Genomic DNA, 18,050 nt, shown 5'->3' with positions numbered 1-18,050 from the left:
GAGAAAGGTATTCATTTAATGAAAATTAAAAGTAAACATTTAAAAGTAATTGCTCTCTTAGGGATCTTAATGGTCTTTTTAAGTGCTTGTACTAGCAAAACTACTAGTGGCGTTTTGCAAGCACCAACTTCTGGACCATATGCCTGGATTTACAACTTATTCGGCCATCCCTTGCAAAACATCATGTTGTTCGTCGAAGCAAAAATCGGTGGTGCCAATGGTGCCGGTTGGGCAATTGTTTTAATCACCTTAGTGGTGCAATTTATTGTCTTACCCTTACGCTTAAACCAATCATACAAGATGACTAAGCAGCAAGAACGAACTAAACGTTTGCAACCTCAAATTAATTTAGTACAAGAAGCCATCAAGGATCCTAACTTAACACAAGATCAAAAGATGCAAATCAGTCAGTTGCAAATGCAGATTTACCGCGAAAATAACCTTTCCCTCATTGGTGGCATGGGCTGTCTTCCCCTCCTAATTCAGCTGCCAATTATGGCCGGTATTTACCAAGCTGTAGCATACTCTGACAAATTAGCCCACACCAGCTTTTACGGTATTTCCTTGAGTCAGCGTTCAATCGCCCTAGCCATTGCCGCAACCTTGCTTTACGTTATTCAAGCCTACCTTTCAATGATTGGCTTGTCACCTGAACAAAAAAAGACCATGAAGACCACTGCCTTCATTAGTCCTTTAATTACTTTCTTCTTTGCCATTTCATATTCAGGTGCCTTAGCGCTTTACTTTGCCGCTGGTGGTGTCGTAATGGTAATCCAACAGATTATCACTACCTTTGTCTTAATGCCAAAGGTTAAAAAAGAAGTTGATAAGGAATTAAAAAACAAACCAATTAAGGAAGTAGTTACTAAACAAACAATTGCCGATATTGTTGGTGGTAATACCCCTAATGGCAACGATGTTTCAGCAACTTTTTCTAATCAAAATCTTCACAAGGATTTACGTTCACGTAATGCGGGTAAGCAAAAACGTGAAAATGACAAAAAATAATTAAACTAAAATACCTACTTAATCCTGCCTGATTACTGGCAAATTAAGTAGGTATTTTTTTATTTTATTTAGTAGTTTTATTTTTTAACTGTCTTTCAAACTTGCGGGGATATCTTTTAATATAAATTAACTCAGCAATTAACACCACTAGTAATTCAATTAAGAGTAACAAACTTGCATTTTTAAAGTGAGCTACAATGACAAGAATAATGCCAAAATTGAGGTCTTGCACACCCAAGATTAAATAGGCCATAAAGGACCCATTCAGATCAGATAGTGTAGGATCAATGTGGCCATCCCAAATAAAATCTTGGGGATGGGTAAAAATATCCTGCTGCAAACCAAAATAAAATTGCACCATACTAACCAAAAATGGGATGGCAGAAAATATTCCTGCTAATCCTAGGCTCAAGGTAGTTTCATCTTGACCACCAATTTTGAAAGTCAAGATTGTTAAAATTCCGGTACAAACTGCTAGGGCAAAGACTACAACCATATTCAAGAAGCCTTCAATCACAGTAGCCTTTTGTTCTAAAAAGCGACGCATCCACATCTTATTATACGGAATAACAATCACCAAACTAATAACAGCAAAAACTATTCCTAACATTATTCTTTCTCAGCTCTTTGTTTAATAAGCGCCTTTCTTTCCTTATTATATTTACGATAAAATGGACAACTAATAATTAATCCAACTAAAAAAATAACCATAAAGACACGGATATTTTGCATTAAGAACATACCAACAATCCCTAGAGCAAAAGTTATGTAACAAATAATATCTCCGATACGCTTATTTTTCTTCATTTTTCTCCTCTTACACCTTAAATATATTTTCTATTTTTGTCTTTAAATAAATAATGTAAGTAATTATATTATTTTTACTCATATATATCTATATAATTAAGTATATATTTCAAAGTAATTTTGGAATAAAAAAAGCCATATCATTATCAAAAGAGATAAAGATATAGGTTATTTAAGAATTTGTATTAGTATGACACGACAAATATCTTCTATAAAAAAGTATAAATAAATTAATTCTTCTTTATATTTCACTTGAACTTGTTTCTTTTTCATCCTCTGGACGGTAAACGGAGGGATGCTTGGCAGCACGCCTTTCACTTAAATACCAAACGCGATCAGGAATCTTATAGTAAAGACGATACTGCTTAGAAAACTTTTTAATGTAAAACCAACTAATTCGTGTTGAAAGGCATAGTCGCAAGCAGCCAAATAATAATAAATACATCCAGGGAAAGAAAAAACAGACAAAAATACGTAAATTTAAATCCTTTATAACTGAATTATTTAACCCCACAATAATACCAATTAAAGCTATCACTAGCGAAATAATTAATACTCTGAGAAATATTAATATTTGTGTCACTAAATGAGAAAATCTCGTAGCAATGGCATAGTCTTGTAAGTGTGTTTCTTCACGAAAGAAGGTTTTATTAAATCTATCAAAAAAGATCAAGATAGAACTAATAAAGCGATGAAATTTACTATTACTAATCTTGGCAATTAGTTGTGCTTTTGGGGTAAAAATTTTATGATTAATTCTTTCAAATGTATTTAATTTAAGCGGTTGAGTATACATTGTGCTTATTGACTTTTTGACCCATAAGCTAAAGCGATAAATTTCAAAATCAATCACTAAAATACAGCTTAAAACAAAGTAAAAAATCCCACCACTTTCAAGGGTCCACTGCACCAACATTGGAGCCATAGCCACCATGATAATTACTAAGAGTAGCATCATAATTATTCCCCCAATTGTAGTAGACATAACAATATTCTTAATTGGTAATAACCAGCGGACAAGCATCAAACCTAGAAAAATAAGCAGAATAATCAGAACCGGACGCAGAAAACTTGCTAGGCCATAACTCACATTTACTGGGACCCTCAATTCTGGGATTTTGCCTTTAGGTAACATAAAACCAGCACTTATAAAGCCCCATACCATTATCATAAATCCACCTAATAATAGGTCTACAAACAAACGGGAGATAATTGAATTATTATTTATGTGCCGATAGTCATTACTAAATAATAATGTTTCTCTTCTTTTAGCTATACGTTTTGACTGTTCAAAAGTTCCTTGAAATAATTTCTTTATTTTCATTGTTCTCCTACCAATTTTTGTCTTACGTCTTTTGGTAAGTTCTTTCTTACTACAGATCTTAAAAGTGACATAATCCAACTATGAGATTTTTGAGCCAGGATAAAACTAACAATTAAGGGAATTAAATATAATAATGCCAATGGGCCTTTGAATGATACTAGCTCCTCCATTAGCCCCATTCCTACAAGTGCGAACACGGCTATCCCTACATTGAAAAATGTTGTAATTGCTCCTAATAAAAATGATCTGTTAAAAATAATTTTGTTATTAGTAACATATTTAATAGAGTTTTTCCTTATATGCCATAAAAGGATTAGTAGCAAAACTAATCCATTTAAAAGAAAAGTTAAACAAAAACCAAGACCGCTCCAAACCGTTCTAGCACTATGCTTATCCATAGGTGCGAGGTTAGGAAAAATTAGCATTTCACTCAAAACACAGATAGTAACAGCAATTATATAAAGACTGAATGTTATAAAAGGTAATACCTCGTACTTCGCATTCAAACCATAAATTCCAAATGTCAAACTACAAATTATTGAAATTATTAAAAATATATATGGGTTATGCATATTCGCAATTGTATTAAATATTATTTCCATGCTCTAATAATATCCTTTAATTCTTCCATTTAATAACTGCTGTAATTAAATCCCTACAAAAATTACTTACCATAATTAACATCATCAATTTGTTTATTATATCCAACACACAAAAGATTATCTGTTTCCCCATCTGTTTGCTGCTTTAAAGCACTAACGGCTAAATTAAAGCTGCCTATTACCTTATTAATATCAGTAAACGGTTTAAGATCGGTCTTACTAAATTGCATCTTATCTACTTTTGAGATACTATCTACACTTTGCTGTGCAATCAACACTGTTTGTTCCCATCGGTCAGGTACTACCCCAGTCTTCATTGTTAATCCTCCCATCTCCGTTGCAAACCTACACTAATATCTGTATAAATTTCGCCATTTAATTCATGAAAAACAAAAAAAGTAGGTGTATTAGGATCTTCTAAATCCCCTGTCTCTAAGACAGCTTGCCCAAGCTTTTCCAATCCGCGTGCAAAATCTAAATTTGTCATTCCTTTTACTCGGACTGAAAGTAAATGTCGAATTTGAAAATATGAACGGTAAATGAAGTTTTCCGGTAATTTTCCGTGAAAATCTTCTGCTACGGGAACAAATATTTGTAAAGGAATATTTTCTGTTTGATCGATCTCTCCACCATTAGCATAAAAAATACTTTTTACCGGTGTGTATCCCGCTTCCTTAATTGTTTTTGCAAAATCTTGGAATGCCTCATTCATCATATCCATATCTGCAATACACTTATACTCAATTACATTTTTTTCAGTTATTGCTTGCTCGTATCCAACCATAATTTTTCCTATTCTTCCACTACATCTTCTAAAGGCACCACAATATTTACCCAGTAATCTGTATATACTGGAGTCATAATTAAGAATATTCTTTCCGGTACAGGCTTACTATTATCATCAAGATATTCACGTAGCTTTCTAAATTCTTCACTAACTTGATCATTAAATTTCATTTCTGAAGAAATAGCCTTAGGAATATCTAGAACATTTTGCCAACTAAATTCACTGCCTTCAACTTCGACTTCTTGACTAACTGGTACATAGGCTTTAAAATCAATCTCTTCATCAAAAAAATGTTCTGTTGGAATAGAAATTATGGTAGGGCCTATTTGATATACCCCTTCTCCAAAAGTGAGTTGGCTAATATCTTCAACTAAATCGGCAAATTGTTCTCCCTTCAAACGTTTTTCAATTGTCATCATATCTTCAACATGTACTGAAATTAAATCCATTCTATTTCTCCTCACTTTTCTTTTTATTTATAAAAATACTACTTGTTTCAATATCTTTAGGACCAAACTCTTCTCGTAACTTTAATTTATAAGGAAAGTTCATAATAAAAAAATATGGTACTACTCTAAATGTTGCTATAAACCCCAACATAGCTAAGCCTATATTCATAAAGATTTCTTTTTGTGTAACTACTCCTAATGCTATGCTAAAGATTAAAATAACCATGGGTCCCAATACTAACCATTTCGCAATAGGTCTTTCTTTATCGCCCTTTTTTTCATACTGAAAAGCTACAAATAAAGTAATAAAGTAATAAAAAAGAGCTAAAAGGGTTACAAAAACAATTACTTTTGTAGATACTCCTAATGCCCAGCCACCGACATAAATAACTATTGGTGTATCCCCATAAACAGCTATGGTTTCAAAAAGACCTGCAATTTTACTTTCACTATAGCGTTTCCAAAAGAAATGGGAAATTATTAATAAAAATAAAGTTATACTATAGAAAATAGTTAAAATTAGTTTCCAGCTATGTGTTAAAAGATCTATGGGAAAATCACCAAACAATAGGCAAACAACTATGAAAGCAGTAATACATAAACAAGTTTCATTACTTCCTTTTGTTAAATTTAATTTTTTTGTAGCATTATACAATTGTTTTCTAAAAAGTTGTTTAGTTTTCAAGTTTTATTCTCCTATTTAAAATGCTTCATTCCCCAGCTAAGTACATTATTCCATGTTTTCTTTACTTTGGTTCCCAAATCGAGTTTATCAGATATCTTGCTAGTAATATATGCAACTCCGATTCCAGTAGCAGCTACAGCTCCGGCTGTGACCCAAACAGGAGCAGAAACTGTTACTCCCGCTGCTGCTAATCCTGTACCGGCAAGTGTAACAAGTCCACTAGTAATTAAATCTGCAGTTCCAGCTTCTGCAGCTGCCGTCCCCAAATCTATTGCTACTCCTCCTGCTACACTCGCTCCTTTCCAATTTCCCTTTAGTTTTGATTCATCTGCCAATTTATTAGAGCTACTTACACTACCACTTACAGTAAGTACTTTGGCTCCAATATTTAAACCTGGTAAAATTTTCTTCAAACCTTTAGCATCTTTAAAATCTTTCCACATCCCTTTAAAATCTACTTCATCCTTAGCTGCCTTGAGAGCAGATTTTTTATAAGATTTTAGACGAGTTGATTTAGGTTTATACAATTGACGGCTATCAATTACATGTAAATGTTTCTTTGCTAACGTTTCACCGTTTTTAACAAATTCCCCTCTAATATTAACTAGAACTCGCAATCCTCTTTTAGAGACTGAAGATTTAGGTAAATTTTTCGTTAATCGATCAACAATATATTTTTGATCCATATGTTCTAGTAATTTGATAATACCCTTGGGAACATTTTTTTTGGTTTTCATCTCATAAGCTTTTACCATGTCCCCAACTATTCTAAAACCAATTCTTCCCTTCTCATCTTTAGTCAAAGCCGCTATAACAAAAAGATCGGCAAACCTTTTTTTTAATGTCTTTCCAGCTTTAAAAATTTTATTTCCATTATTCTTCACTTCACCAATTAAATTAACTAAATCATTTAATTCCGAAGCTTTTATATTTTTACCATCAATAATATCTAAAGCGGGCGTTTTCTTTATAAGTTGTTTTTTAACCTTTTCGTCAAACTTTTCTGTATCTTGTAGATACTTTGTACTGAATACATAAGAACCTTTACCAATATGAGCATAACCACCTGATAATGCAGAAGCTAATTTTCCTATTACAACCTTTTGATTATCTAATTTTTCACCTATTTTCTTATAAGGATCGCTTATGGAATTAAAAGTATCCATCCAATCATTGGTATGTGTCAGCACAGTCTTTGCCTTTGAAAATTGATTTTTAATTTTACTTACACTTGGATTTGAAATTTTAATAATATCATCAACACTCTGGTAAATACTCTTTGCAGAATCATGTAATTCATCTAGATCCTCACCATTTGATTTAAGCGTATCTTTTAATGAAGTTACGGCACTAGTATCAATAACTGCACTTTCATTATTTTCATGAACTATAGATTTAAACTTGCTAATTGTCTCATCAAAGCTCTCGGTTAATTCTATTAAACTGTCTTCAAGGTTTGTAAGCATTGGAATTTTATAATTATTGAATTCAGCATTTATTGCCTGTTTAGTTTGTCCACTTAACCAATCCGAATTCACAATTTGATGAGCATTAGTATCCGCGTCCTCAAATTGCCCTAATATTGTATTCTTCAGATTATTAAGTTGATTTTTAATATTTATAACTTCGCTTACATCAACTTTCATTTTCTTTTGTCGCCTCCAATAAATTGTCAAACAGAATTGAATGACGCTGATTAATTATTGATTCTAATCTTAAAGCGTTAGTATATTTTTCTTCAAACGTATTTTTGTATCCTTCATTAATAACACTTTTAATTACATAATTACTGATTGGTATAGGCTGAAACAATGGTTGGATTCCTATAGGCCAAATTGTAGTTAAATAATCCGCATATGCATTACTATTTTCAACCGTAGCTCTTCTTGAAATAACTTGTAAGTAAAATCCTAGTCCTGGTTCATCCGTTTCAAAGATTTCTTTGACCTCTTTACTTATTTTTTCACCATCAATTTCAATAACAGATCCATTGGGTAATATAGGTGAAAAAATAGTATCAATCTTAGCAAGATAATTAATCCATTGAAATAATGAAAGTTCTTCTATCTGGTTTAAACTTTTAACAACTACTGATAATTTTTTCCAATCATAAGACACAAGAATATCAGCTCCAAATAAAGGTTGATAATTAAAACTTTCTTTATTTTGTAACAATCCCTCAACTATTAAATCAAGTTGTTTAATATCACTAGAAATACTTAAACAAACTTTATTTATTAAACTCTCAGGAGTAATCTCGGGATTTAATTCATACCATAATTCTTGTTGATTTTTCACGTTTTCTCCTATTCATTAATTAATTGTGATCCCATTCTTAATAAGCTTGCAGCTTGTGCGCTTAATTCAGAGATAGATGACGAAAGACTTGAAGATTTATCTTTAAGTTCATTTAATTTATGCTGCATCTGTGTTTTATTATCATCATGTTTATTGGACCAGCTCGTTACCGCATCTGTTGCGTCATTTATATAGTCATCAAATTTATCTCTTCGGTCTCCTTTAAAATCATTATTATTGTTTGTTACTAACTTATTCACATTATTTTTCCAATCTTGAATATCATTTAAAAAAGAATCTAAGTTTGAAATAGCTGTTTCTAATCTAGATATTTTTTGATCTATAGCTGCCTTTTGCATATTTAGAGTATCTGTTGCAGCAACTAAAGCATTTGCTTCAGCAATCAATTGTAATCCTTGAGCTTTTTTACTCATTTAGATTTACCTCACTAACTAATTTTGTTCTAACTACATCTCTTCCAATAAAGAAATTACTTTCATCTGATTCAATAATTGGTTCTTTATAAGATGTTTTAATTTTAATAAATTCTTGGTCTGCCATTCTCGAACCAATAAATCCAGCAGGAATATTATTTTTAAGAAGTTTACCAATATCAGAAAATGTACTGTACATTGCTTTTTGGTTAGCAGAAAAGATTAGATATATACCAACTTTATGGGCTTCATCTAATAATAAAGATATATCATCAACAGATGCCATTACCTTAGTCCCAAGTTCTTCAGCATCAGGGATATAAATGTAGATACTCTTTTCAAACCCTATTTGCTTTCGATTCTCAATTTCATTACACATTTGCTTAATAATTAATCCCACTTGATCAGCTTGAATTACATTATCAAAATATTTTTGAATATCTTGATGTTTTCCCTTTAGATCAAATAATATTTTTTGAGATTCACTGTTTAACATATTTAAATCAGTTAATAATGTATTTTCAAAGTATTCAGCCTGTTCTGGAGTATCATGCAAAGCCATAAAATATTTCACGCTCTCTGGATCATATCCAACGGCATTGGCACTCTCTTTATCAAATGCTAATGGTAATTTTTGAGTTTTAAGCATATCCTTGACATTTTTATTATCTAAAAACATCTTCATACTAATTTGTTTTGGCAGCATTGGTACTTTTCTAGGTAATTTACCATGCCAATTAATAGTCATTTCTCTAGAAATTTTTTGTATCTCTTTAATACTTTCTAGGCCATCAGTTGCTGACGTTGGTACATAAACCTGAAATGCTAACATTTCATCGTCTTCTACCTGTCCTCGTCCTGGAATTGCTTCTTGAGTTAGTGCATTATATCCTTGCATATTCTTAAACTCATCAGTATCCACAATGTATAAGCTCATACGCTTATTAATATTTGCTGTCATTGTCATTCTTAAACTACTATACCGATTGGCGGTAATAATTGTGTAAATGCCTAGTGCTTGCCCTTCCCTAATTAGACGATTTAAGACAAAATCAATTCTTTCTCTTGAATCATCTTCTGCGACCGTATCATAAGCATCTACTGCTACTAAAACAATTGGTAATTCTTGGTCAGATTCTCTTTGATATTGTGTGATATTAGATACTTCTGCTTCTTCGAATATTGCTTTACGCGTATCAATCAAACGTTCAAGCATACGAAGCATCTTCATTAATTTCTCACGATTCTCAAAACCAGCTATATCACCAGTATGGGGCAGATTACGAAGTGGCAATAATCCATTAGTTCCAAAATCAAGTAAATAGAATTGCATTTGTTCAGGAGAATTTTCTTTTGCCAAATTTAAAATTAAAGTCTGTAAAGCCATGGATTTACCGTAGCCGGAACTTCCAATCATAACTGCTGGAGAAAATTCTGCTAAGTCAAAATTCATTGGCTTTTGTCCTTGATGACTTGGAATATCCAACATTCCAAATGGTGCCGATAAAGTACGTTCCTTTTTCCACTCTTCGCGCCAGTCTATTTCTGGACCATGAATCACTTCTTTAAGTGGCGGCAACCATGGCTTCAATGGAATTACTGACTTGGCTGCTTTACTTTCCTTAACTACTTCATCTACAACAGCATCAAGTTGAGTAATATCTTCATCAACTTGTTCTTCTTGATCTTCTTCAGATAAGTCAGTTGTTAATAATTCAGCTTGTCCTAAGTGATTAATCATCCAAATCCGATTATCCATTTTTTGATCTTCTTCTCTATCAGGTTGATAGGATGCACCACTATAAGCAGTTTGGAATAATTCATAAATTTCATTGTTACCAACTTGCAAGTAAGCACGTCCCGGTTGTGTAATGGAAGCAGCATCTGGTGTGTGAATAATTTCTTTTGAATCTGCTGGTTCAGCAACTTTAAGGGCAATTTTAAAACGTGAGTTAGACCAAATCTGATCATTTACCACACCACTTGGTTTCTGAGTGGCTAAAATTAGGTGAACGCCAAGAGAACGACCAATACGAGCAGTTGAAACAAGCTCGTCCATAAATTCTGGCTCATTAGCCTTTAATTCCGCAAACTCATCACTGATTAAGAATAGATGTGGTAAAGGTTGATCGGGATAATTCTTCTTTTCTTCGGGATCAGTAATCGTCTTGCCCTTCTTGTACAGCTTGGTATAGGCATTAATATTATTCACATGGTATTTTCTGAACCATTCTTGGCGCTTGTTTAATTCAGCACGAATACTCTTTAATGCACGTTCAGTACCCGCTCCATCTAAGTTGGTAATTGTTCCCATTAAGTGTGGTAATTTGGCAAATAAATTTGCCATTCCTCCACCCTTGTAATCAATCGGTAAGAACCCAACGTCTTCTGGAGCAAAGTTCACTGCCAAGGAAAGGATATAACTTTGAATAACTTCTGACTTACCAGATCCAGTTGTTCCGGCAATTAATCCATGCGGACCATGCGCACGTTCGTGCAAGTTAAGATCTACAATATCATCTTTACCTCTGAGACCAAGTGGCACAGCCAAAGTTTTGGAAGTATCTGCTTTTTGCCAGCGATTTAAAATATGAAGATCAGCTACATTCTTGGCATGATATAGATCAAGGAAAGTAATACTATCTGGTATTGAATTCTTTTCTACTTCGACATGGTTAAGGTTAGCTAAGCGTTTGATGGCTTTATCCATTGGATAAGTATGAGGATATGCATGAGGTGTGAAATCAAGATTTAAATATTCATGATCTTGGTTAATTACCGTTCCCAATTTGGTACTGCGATAATCAACGAGCGTAGTTACCGTTTCAGGTAGCATAGCTTTAGTATCCTTAGCCCAAATTACTGTCACGCCGTACTGACCCATATCTTCCATTAAGAATTCATTCAGGCTATGGCCCGTTAACCATGATTCATCCTGAATATAGAGGACTAGATTAGGTTTAAACTGTAATTGTTCATGGGAGTTGCGATGTTCACGTACTTCTTGGCGCCGCTTTACTAATAATTGATAAAGCGAATTAAGTACCATATCACGTGTTTGTGCATTATAGACCAAACCACGTAAGTTGAGACTTTCAATTTGAAAATGTGGTAACCAGCGCCATTCTTGCCAGTAATTGTGATATTCACTTTCATTTAGGATGGCAATAAACTGCACATCATGATAAGAATGAAAGGCAGCAATTTGGAATAAGGTAGTTTGAATTGCTTGTCTTAAGGCACTTTGATTACCAACTAATCCCAATGTAGTATTGCGCAGAGGTACAGTAATCGGAACATTTTTGACAGTTGAATAAGGTTCAATGACATTCTTCTCGATAAATTTTTCTAATGAACTTGCAACTTTAGACTCTTGTTTTTGATGATCAAACTGATAAGAAATTGGCAATTCACCATAACCCAAACTTACAGTTAGGAAGTCATCGTTGCTTGTCATTCGTTCATATAACCGAGAATCATAATGCTTCATCATCAAACTTAATTGATCCATCGACGGATAGTTATAATGAAGCACTGCTTTTTGCTCTCGATTTAAGGCATCAAGCTTACCTGTAAAATCTAATAAGTAATTTTCATAGGCTGCTTGAGCGGTCTTATTTTTATGGTTAATTTCTTTACGATTACCAAAGAAACTAGAAACAGAAAACGCAGCAGTTAAAACACTCGCACTACCCATCCCGAGGATAATTAAGCCACTACCTCCACTTAAGACACTAACTAAGCCACTAGCAACCACCATCCCAATTGGTGGAACGATCATTTGCATTACAGCACTTCGAGGAGCTTCTTGTTTTGCTGGTAAATTTTCTAATTGTAAGTGTTCATCAGGTTCACGCAAGTAGATTCGTGGACTACGTCTAAAGTTAGGAAAATCTTCTGGATATTCACTAATAGTTCTTGTGGACAATAGATGATCGATATTAAGCTTAATATCATTGCGTAAGGGAGTTAATTTGAATTGAAACTCCCGTCTTTCTATTAAAAGACCATCAAGATAGAGTTGATCGCCAATTTTAAACTGGTCATCTATTTCATTTGCTTTTTTACCTTGCCAGTATAGCTGACTTTCATGTGCAAACACTTGGACCTGATAATCACTATTATCAGCTTCAGGAGTGATTTTTAAAAAAGCTGATGTTTGATAACGAATATCACCAAAGTTGTCACCTAATAGAATTGCCGTATGCGGTAAATTAGTTGTATAAACTTTTAAATCACGATGCGGCATTACATAGATTGAACTAGAGGCTTGATAATTAACCCCAGTGTTTAAATTGATTACTTTTCCATTTAACTTCACTTGATTATCAGTGGTTGATAATTCATCTGCTCCCAACTGAATAGTCTGATTAATACCAAGTTCAAGATGGCTAAAATTATTTTTGAGGATAAAAACATCCCACACTACATCTGACTTATCTATCTTCCGATCATCAATACTAGTTTGGGGCTCAGCGAATAAATCACTAATTTCCTTCAAATTCATTCTTAGCTCCTCCTAATTTTTTGATATATTTATTAATCTGCTTGCGGTACTTATTAAGCTCACTTTGCTTCTTACTACCATTCATTGTCGTATTATTCTTAGTTGCAGTATAAAGTTTGGTGTATGCATGCAAGATATATTCATTATCACCAATATTTTGTGCAATACTTAAGGCTTGGCTATAGTTTGCGCGACCTAATTCAATCCAATAATTAAGCTGACTAGCACTAGATTTTTGTGAAATACTTTTTAGCACAGCTTGCTTTTGGCTTTTAGATAAATCATCCAAATTAATGTAACTTACAGCTAAAACAAAGCGTGCACTTTGTGGTAATGATTTGGTTTGATATGAATTCAGTTCATCTACCACTGCACTATAATCATTGTTCAAATAATCAGATTGTGCTTTAATAATGCGGTTTTGTTTTGGCAGAGTATAAAAGCCCCAAACAAGTGCCAAGATAATCATGGCGGTTGTTACTAGGCTAGCAACAATTGCTACCCAACGTGTTAGTTGATAACGAGACTTTTTAATTGTTATTTGCGTACGATGAGCGGATTTAATTTGATTAGTTAAGTTTTTATTAACCCAACTCTTAATCTGATCAATTTGATCAAGTTTAGCCAAAGTTTGGCCAAACGTATTATTTAACGCTATACTTCCTCCAACTAATTTGGTGAAATTCAACTTTGGGTTAAATAAATAATGAATTAAAGCTTTAAACTGTTTAACTCTTTGATCAGCACTTTCCTGTTCAGGAGTAATTGCCTTGCTGAAGCCTCGATGCATAACTACAACTTGATCACCCATTACATATAAATTATCTGGTGAAATAAATGGTTGCAGTCCATCTACTTGTTCATCAACTAGCCAGTAAAGATGACTAATCAATTGCAAAATTTCCAAACGATTCAAATCTTTTACATACTCTGGTAATGGAATAGCAGCATTTGAGAGTTGATAAGATAATTCCAGTTGGTCTTCATCAGCCTTAACTACTTCACCCGCAAAGTAATGATCATTTTTCCCTAAAAATAATTTATATTCATTTACAGCATCTAAATGAAACTGATCAGCAGTTAAAATTACTTTGCGCTTGTAAGCTGAATCAAGTTTACTAACTTCAATACTATTAAAACCGTCACTAATCTGTGGCATTATTTATCTCCTTATCCTCTATAATTTCAAATTGGTCACTATTGCCAATTGAATAATCTGCTAAAGGCTGATGTTCAGCTAAATTTATTGCTTTATCCATCAAGCTTAAATGAAAATTGTGTGGCAAGTTCACCCCGACAACTGCTAGTGCTTCAGGTAATTGCTTAGCCAATTGACTTAAACTAATTTGTCGCGGAATTTGTAAATCATAAGTATGCTCATGATAGTGGAGACCAATTTTAATTAAATCTTCTTTCATCTTTACCTTCCTGCTTTTGTCTTACTTGATACTTCCCAAACTTGATACCTAACCAGGTTCCCAAACCAATTAACCCAGCTACTAATATTAAAATTCCAATCACATAACTATGTTGCTCTAACCAAGACGTTTCTTGAACTGAATTACCAACTGCCTTAACAGGACGGTAATTATTTTTAAATAAATACTTTTTAATTACATGACGATTATGACGGTCAATTACTTTTTGACTCCGAACTTGCTTGGTAAAAACTATCTTCTTGCCTTGGTGTAATGGTTGATCAGCTTTTTGTTTTAACTGGTGATTTTTACGTTCCATTTCAGGTCCAAAAATTGTTTTTACATCATAGTCTTTGATATTTCCTTGATTATTTTTTCCATCGTCATAAATAGCTTGGTCATTGATATTAAGGCTACCTTGATTATCACTGGCTGCCATTACTGGTTTAGGAAAGTTTAAAATAAGAAGAATTAAGAGCAAACTTGATAATTTAAGCTTCATGCTCGTTACCTGCTTTTGGACTTTCTTCAATCGTTGGTAATGGTTTAATAAAGAAGTTGGCGAAGATCACGACAATTAAGAAAATAATTAATCCGAAAAGAGTTAAACCACCAATTACTCCATGATTAATTAATACGGTGTAGCCAATTTCAATATTTTGTAATGGAGAAATACGATAAAGGAATTGAATTAAACTTCCTGAACGTACTAAGACTCCAATAAATGGCGTTAATAAAATATAAAGGGCAAGTAAAAAGCTAACAACATAAATTGTGACCATCCGATGATGTCTTGCACCTGCAGCAATTGCACTGATCATAATTACCATGATGATAGTTGGATAAAAGCCCCAATCAAAATGACTAGTGGCAGGAACTACGCCCATTGTAGTCAAGCTAAAGAAAACCCCAATTACAAAACTAATTCCCAAAGTAATTAACGCACTTGGAAGATTGAGCCATGGACGAGTGTGATCAATCATGGCTGTTTCTTCAGTTAATTTTCTTCCAGGAAGGTTTTTAGCAATTCCTAAACCAACAAATAGTGCTGCAAGAGTACCAATTAAGGTCATAAAGTATGGAATGATAGATTGTTGACGCAATTCACTATAAGAACCAGTAGCCTTAATCGGATTAGTCAAGAAATTATAAACTTTACTGTTATCAGCTTCTCCATTTCGTGCATTACTCATCACATTATTGAAGGCTTGAGCAAAATCTTGATTATTATTTGCCTGATTTTGACTGTCTTTTACATTCTGACTAAGTTTATTCTTAATTGAATTAGTTGAATTTTGTAATTTGGTTGTATTATTGGTCAAATCTTTGATGACTGGTTTAAGATCTTTTTGCTTATCTTTATTACCATAATCTAAGCTTTTCACACTGTCATTAATTGATTTTTGCAAATCATTATATTGGTTAACCAAATCATCATTAGTTTGTTTTTCAGTTGATGAATCTGTTTCATCGGAAGCTACCGCTTTTGGCTGTTCATTTTCATTATTTGTTTGTTTTTCATCTTCACTGTTAACTAATTCTTGAGCCTTGTTGTACCACTCAATAATATTAGACATATTATCTAAATAAGCTTTTAAACCATCTTTACCCAAATTCTTACTAATCTCATTCAATGCCTTAATATCTGAGTTAGTTTGTTTATCAACAGGTAGATTCCCTGAAGCTTGTCCTAAAGTTTCAAGTTGTTGACAAATCTTATCATAATTATCAGCAAGGTCTTTAGCTTCTTGTTGAATTTTGCTGTTATCGGTTGGTACAGGCTGTGTAGGGTCTTTACTTGCTAAATCTGCTAATGAACCAGCACTTGCCACAATTTGGTCTCCAGTTTGATGACTGGCAAAATCTGCCATACTTTCACCATTACCGTAAGTAGCAACCACTTGTTTGGCCGCAGCAATAGTAGCTGTAACATTTGCATTTAATGCATCCATTCGATCATCATTTAATTTTTGGATGTCACCAGTGTTTTGTTCTTGTCCATTTACCGTCCATTTATAAGTTGTTGGTTTTTTATAATGATAAGTAACACCAAATGTTATAAAGGCATTTCCAGCAGTAGAAGTAATCTCTGTTTTCTTCTCCTCTTGATCTGACTCTTCCTTTTTATCCTCTTTATTTTCGCTAGAGTCTGTAGCTTTATCTGGATTTTTCTTTTCTTTATCTTCCTTAGTAGTTACTTCTGTTTTGGTTTCTTTAGGATGAATTTTAATTTCCATACTGTTATCATCAAAACTTGAAATTTTATCAACCACAAAGTCTTCTTGTTCAAGTTGCTTTTTAATACTTTCAGCATCAACACCATTAGCAGAAATACCTTTACCATCAAGTTCAATTTTATTTGTACCAGGAGTAAGACCTAAGGTTACATTCCCATCAAAGTTTGATTGACTATTTTTATTAATAAAGGTAGTTTGATGACTTCCGTAATTTGCACCTACAGTATGACTGTATTTTTTCAAAATATCGACTGCTAAATTATAGTCATTTTGATTAATTTGATTTTGTGTATCTTTGCTATCAGTAGTCATATCTTGGGCAATTTCTAACTCACTTATTTCACCATTTAAAGAATTAATAAAGTTCTGCAGAGCTGAAGCGTTAGTTTGAGGATTTTTATTTAGTGACTGATTCATTATCTGAGTAATATTTTCTTCGGTTTTACCCGGTTGCAAGTGATACTCTTCTTCAAGATCTTTCTTTTTCTTTAATAATGAATCATACTTTTCATCTAGATCAGTAATTTGACTATTAAAAGAATCATCAGTTTTTGTTGGTGTCTTAGCATCAAAACTATATTTTTTCAGTTTGGCAATTGGATTTTCTGGTCCAAAATATGCTTTTAGATCATTACGATACTTATCAGATTGACGATTCAAATTATTATAAGTATCTAATTGAGAATTTAAGCGATCTTGAAGATCCTTGATTGATTGGCTATCTTCTCGACTGTCTGCATCCTTATTCTTATCAAGGGCATTTAGCATGTCTTTCATACTATTACTAAATGCCTGACTATCAGTACTACCATTTTCATCTAAGATGCTAGCAGTATTGAATAAGGCACCAAATTGATCATCCAAACCATTAAAAGGCTGTTGAACTTGATTAGCCAAATCACTAACTTGCATATCTTGTTTATTGGCAATATTTCCCATTGCTAACTGAGCATTACGTAAATTTCCAATCAAACTAGAGAAGTACATTCGCACTACACGATTATTAAAATCATAGATTAATTGGTTTACATTACGACCAATCATTTGATTTGTAACTTCATTTTGTCCTTTACGTACCCGATATCTAACCCCAGCCTTTTTAGGTGAAGTACTTTCTAGTGAAAGAATTCTTTGAGAAAAATCTTGTGGGATAATAACTTCAACATCGTATAAACCATTTTTCATTCCATCTTGGGCACCATCATAAGTTGCTGTTTCCCAATCATGCTTCTTATCCTGAGAAACTAACTTTAAAAAGTCTTTTCCTAAGTTGTAATGTTTATTATTAAATTTTGCACCATTATCTTCATTAACCAAGACATACTGTACCTTTGCTTTGTGAGCAGCGGAATTTTGACGTCTAACATCTCGATTGTGAATACCAATCCCTACTAATAAGCTAATTAAAATAATTGCCGCTAATACGATTAAGCCAATTACTAACGGACGATTTCTTTTAATTTTCTCCATTATAAAATTCTTTCCTCCACTAAA

At 33.1% G+C, this 18,050-nt stretch carries 17 protein-coding genes; 1 reads left to right on the top strand and 16 read right to left on the bottom strand.

The window, feature by feature from the left end:
• Positions 1-18 precede the first annotated feature (18 nt).
• Positions 19-1,008, top strand: a complete 990-nt coding sequence (gene yidC / locus FP432_RS00700) for a membrane protein insertase YidC (protein WP_265488904.1) — start codon at positions 19-21, stop codon at positions 1,006-1,008.
• 64 nt (positions 1,009-1,072) lie between these two features.
• Here yidC and FP432_RS00695 read toward each other — a convergent pair whose 3' ends face one another.
• The 16 genes from FP432_RS00695 to esaA all read right to left on the bottom strand — a co-directional run bounded on the left by FP432_RS00695 (position 1,073) and on the right by esaA (position 18,026).
• Complete coding sequence (locus tag FP432_RS00695; RefSeq protein WP_265488903.1) at positions 1,073-1,618, bottom strand: hypothetical protein; 546 nt, start codon at positions 1,616-1,618, stop codon at positions 1,073-1,075.
• Complete coding sequence (locus FP432_RS00690; RefSeq protein ID WP_265488902.1) at positions 1,618-1,815, bottom strand: hypothetical protein; 198 nt, start codon at positions 1,813-1,815, stop codon at positions 1,618-1,620. The genes FP432_RS00695 and FP432_RS00690 overlap by 1 nt, the downstream gene beginning before the upstream one ends.
• 241 nt (positions 1,816-2,056) lie before the next feature.
• Positions 2,057-3,139: a hypothetical protein gene (locus FP432_RS00685; RefSeq protein WP_265488901.1), complete on the bottom strand. Its 1,083-nt coding sequence runs from the start codon at positions 3,137-3,139 to the stop codon at positions 2,057-2,059.
• Positions 3,136-3,741: a hypothetical protein gene (locus tag FP432_RS00680; protein ID WP_265488900.1), complete on the bottom strand. Its 606-nt coding sequence runs from the start codon at positions 3,739-3,741 to the stop codon at positions 3,136-3,138. The genes FP432_RS00685 and FP432_RS00680 overlap by 4 nt, the downstream gene beginning before the upstream one ends.
• A 62-nt stretch (positions 3,742-3,803) precedes the next feature.
• Positions 3,804-4,058, bottom strand: a complete 255-nt coding sequence (locus FP432_RS00675; RefSeq protein ID WP_265488899.1) for a hypothetical protein — start codon at positions 4,056-4,058, stop codon at positions 3,804-3,806.
• 2 nt (positions 4,059-4,060) lie between these two features.
• Positions 4,061-4,525 carry a DUF5085 family protein gene (locus FP432_RS00670; protein WP_265488897.1) on the bottom strand — a complete coding sequence of 155 codons (465 nt, stop codon included), beginning with the start codon at positions 4,523-4,525 and terminating at the stop codon, positions 4,061-4,063.
• 8 nt (positions 4,526-4,533) lie between these two features.
• A complete protein-coding gene (locus FP432_RS00665) occupies positions 4,534-4,977 on the bottom strand; it encodes a hypothetical protein (RefSeq protein ID WP_265488896.1) in 444 nt (147 codons plus the stop codon).
• 1 nt (position 4,978) lies between these two features.
• Positions 4,979-5,662, bottom strand: coding sequence for a hypothetical protein (locus FP432_RS00660; protein WP_265488895.1), 684 nt, complete (start codon positions 5,660-5,662; stop codon positions 4,979-4,981).
• 11 nt (positions 5,663-5,673) lie between these two features.
• On the bottom strand, positions 5,674-7,308 hold the full coding sequence (locus tag FP432_RS00655) for a T7SS effector LXG polymorphic toxin (RefSeq protein ID WP_265488894.1): 1,635 nt from the start codon (positions 7,306-7,308) through the stop codon (positions 5,674-5,676).
• Positions 7,298-7,960 carry a DUF4176 domain-containing protein gene (locus FP432_RS00650; RefSeq protein WP_265488893.1) on the bottom strand — a complete coding sequence of 221 codons (663 nt, stop codon included), beginning with the start codon at positions 7,958-7,960 and terminating at the stop codon, positions 7,298-7,300. The genes FP432_RS00655 and FP432_RS00650 overlap by 11 nt, the downstream gene beginning before the upstream one ends.
• Before the next feature lie 8 nt (positions 7,961-7,968).
• Positions 7,969-8,394, bottom strand: coding sequence for a DUF5082 family protein (locus FP432_RS00645; RefSeq protein WP_265488891.1), 426 nt, complete (start codon positions 8,392-8,394; stop codon positions 7,969-7,971).
• On the bottom strand, positions 8,387-12,901 hold the full coding sequence (essC, locus tag FP432_RS00640; protein ID WP_265488890.1) for a type VII secretion protein EssC: 4,515 nt from the start codon (positions 12,899-12,901) through the stop codon (positions 8,387-8,389). Before essC ends, FP432_RS00645 begins: the two co-directional genes overlap by 8 nt.
• The gene (essB, locus tag FP432_RS00635; protein WP_265488889.1) at positions 12,882-14,060 is read right to left on the bottom strand and encodes a type VII secretion protein EssB; all 1,179 of its coding nucleotides are present in this window, start codon (positions 14,058-14,060) and stop codon (positions 12,882-12,884) included. Before essB ends, essC begins: the two co-directional genes overlap by 20 nt.
• Positions 14,047-14,319, bottom strand: coding sequence for a type VII secretion protein, YukD family (locus tag FP432_RS00630; RefSeq protein WP_265488887.1), 273 nt, complete (start codon positions 14,317-14,319; stop codon positions 14,047-14,049). The genes essB and FP432_RS00630 overlap by 14 nt, the downstream gene beginning before the upstream one ends.
• Complete coding sequence (locus FP432_RS00625) at positions 14,300-14,821, bottom strand: hypothetical protein (protein ID WP_265488886.1); 522 nt, start codon at positions 14,819-14,821, stop codon at positions 14,300-14,302. Before FP432_RS00625 ends, FP432_RS00630 begins: the two co-directional genes overlap by 20 nt.
• Positions 14,811-18,026 (bottom strand): type VII secretion protein EsaA, encoded by a 3,216-nt coding sequence (esaA, locus tag FP432_RS00620; protein WP_265488885.1) that lies wholly within the window; start codon positions 18,024-18,026, stop codon positions 14,811-14,813. The genes FP432_RS00625 and esaA overlap by 11 nt, the downstream gene beginning before the upstream one ends.
• Positions 18,027-18,050: the final 24 nt, after the last annotated feature.

This window comes from Lactobacillus sp. PV034 (assembly GCF_014522305.1).
Lineage (GTDB): Bacteria > Bacillota > Bacilli > Lactobacillales > Lactobacillaceae > Lactobacillus.
Note: the sequence above shows the minus strand (reverse complement) of the source record. Positions and strands in the feature narration are given on the sequence as shown.

Excerpts from the sequence above, each read along its gene's own strand:
- yidC (WP_265488904.1), top strand. The coding sequence starts at position 19 with ATGAAAATTAAAAGTAAACATTTAAAAGTAATTGCTCTCTTAGGGATC.
- FP432_RS00695 (WP_265488903.1), bottom strand. The coding sequence starts at position 1,618 with ATGTTAGGAATAGTTTTTGCTGTTATTAGTTTGGTGATTGTTATTCCG.
- FP432_RS00690 (WP_265488902.1), bottom strand. The coding sequence starts at position 1,815 with ATGAAGAAAAATAAGCGTATCGGAGATATTATTTGTTACATAACTTTT.
- FP432_RS00685 (WP_265488901.1), bottom strand. The coding sequence starts at position 3,139 with ATGAAAATAAAGAAATTATTTCAAGGAACTTTTGAACAGTCAAAACGT.
- FP432_RS00680 (WP_265488900.1), bottom strand. The coding sequence starts at position 3,741 with ATGGAAATAATATTTAATACAATTGCGAATATGCATAACCCATATATA.
- FP432_RS00675 (WP_265488899.1), bottom strand. The coding sequence starts at position 4,058 with ATGAAGACTGGGGTAGTACCTGACCGATGGGAACAAACAGTGTTGATT.
- FP432_RS00670 (WP_265488897.1), bottom strand. The coding sequence starts at position 4,525 with ATGGTTGGATACGAGCAAGCAATAACTGAAAAAAATGTAATTGAGTAT.
- FP432_RS00665 (WP_265488896.1), bottom strand. The coding sequence starts at position 4,977 with ATGGATTTAATTTCAGTACATGTTGAAGATATGATGACAATTGAAAAA.
- FP432_RS00655 (WP_265488894.1), bottom strand. The coding sequence starts at position 7,308 with ATGAAAGTTGATGTAAGCGAAGTTATAAATATTAAAAATCAACTTAAT.
- FP432_RS00645 (WP_265488891.1), bottom strand. The coding sequence starts at position 8,394 with ATGAGTAAAAAAGCTCAAGGATTACAATTGATTGCTGAAGCAAATGCT.
- essC (WP_265488890.1), bottom strand. The coding sequence starts at position 12,901 with ATGAATTTGAAGGAAATTAGTGATTTATTCGCTGAGCCCCAAACTAGT.
- essB (WP_265488889.1), bottom strand. The coding sequence starts at position 14,060 with ATGCCACAGATTAGTGACGGTTTTAATAGTATTGAAGTTAGTAAACTT.
- FP432_RS00630 (WP_265488887.1), bottom strand. The coding sequence starts at position 14,319 with ATGAAAGAAGATTTAATTAAAATTGGTCTCCACTATCATGAGCATACT.
- FP432_RS00625 (WP_265488886.1), bottom strand. The coding sequence starts at position 14,821 with ATGAAGCTTAAATTATCAAGTTTGCTCTTAATTCTTCTTATTTTAAAC.
- esaA (WP_265488885.1), bottom strand. The coding sequence starts at position 18,026 with ATGGAGAAAATTAAAAGAAATCGTCCGTTAGTAATTGGCTTAATCGTA.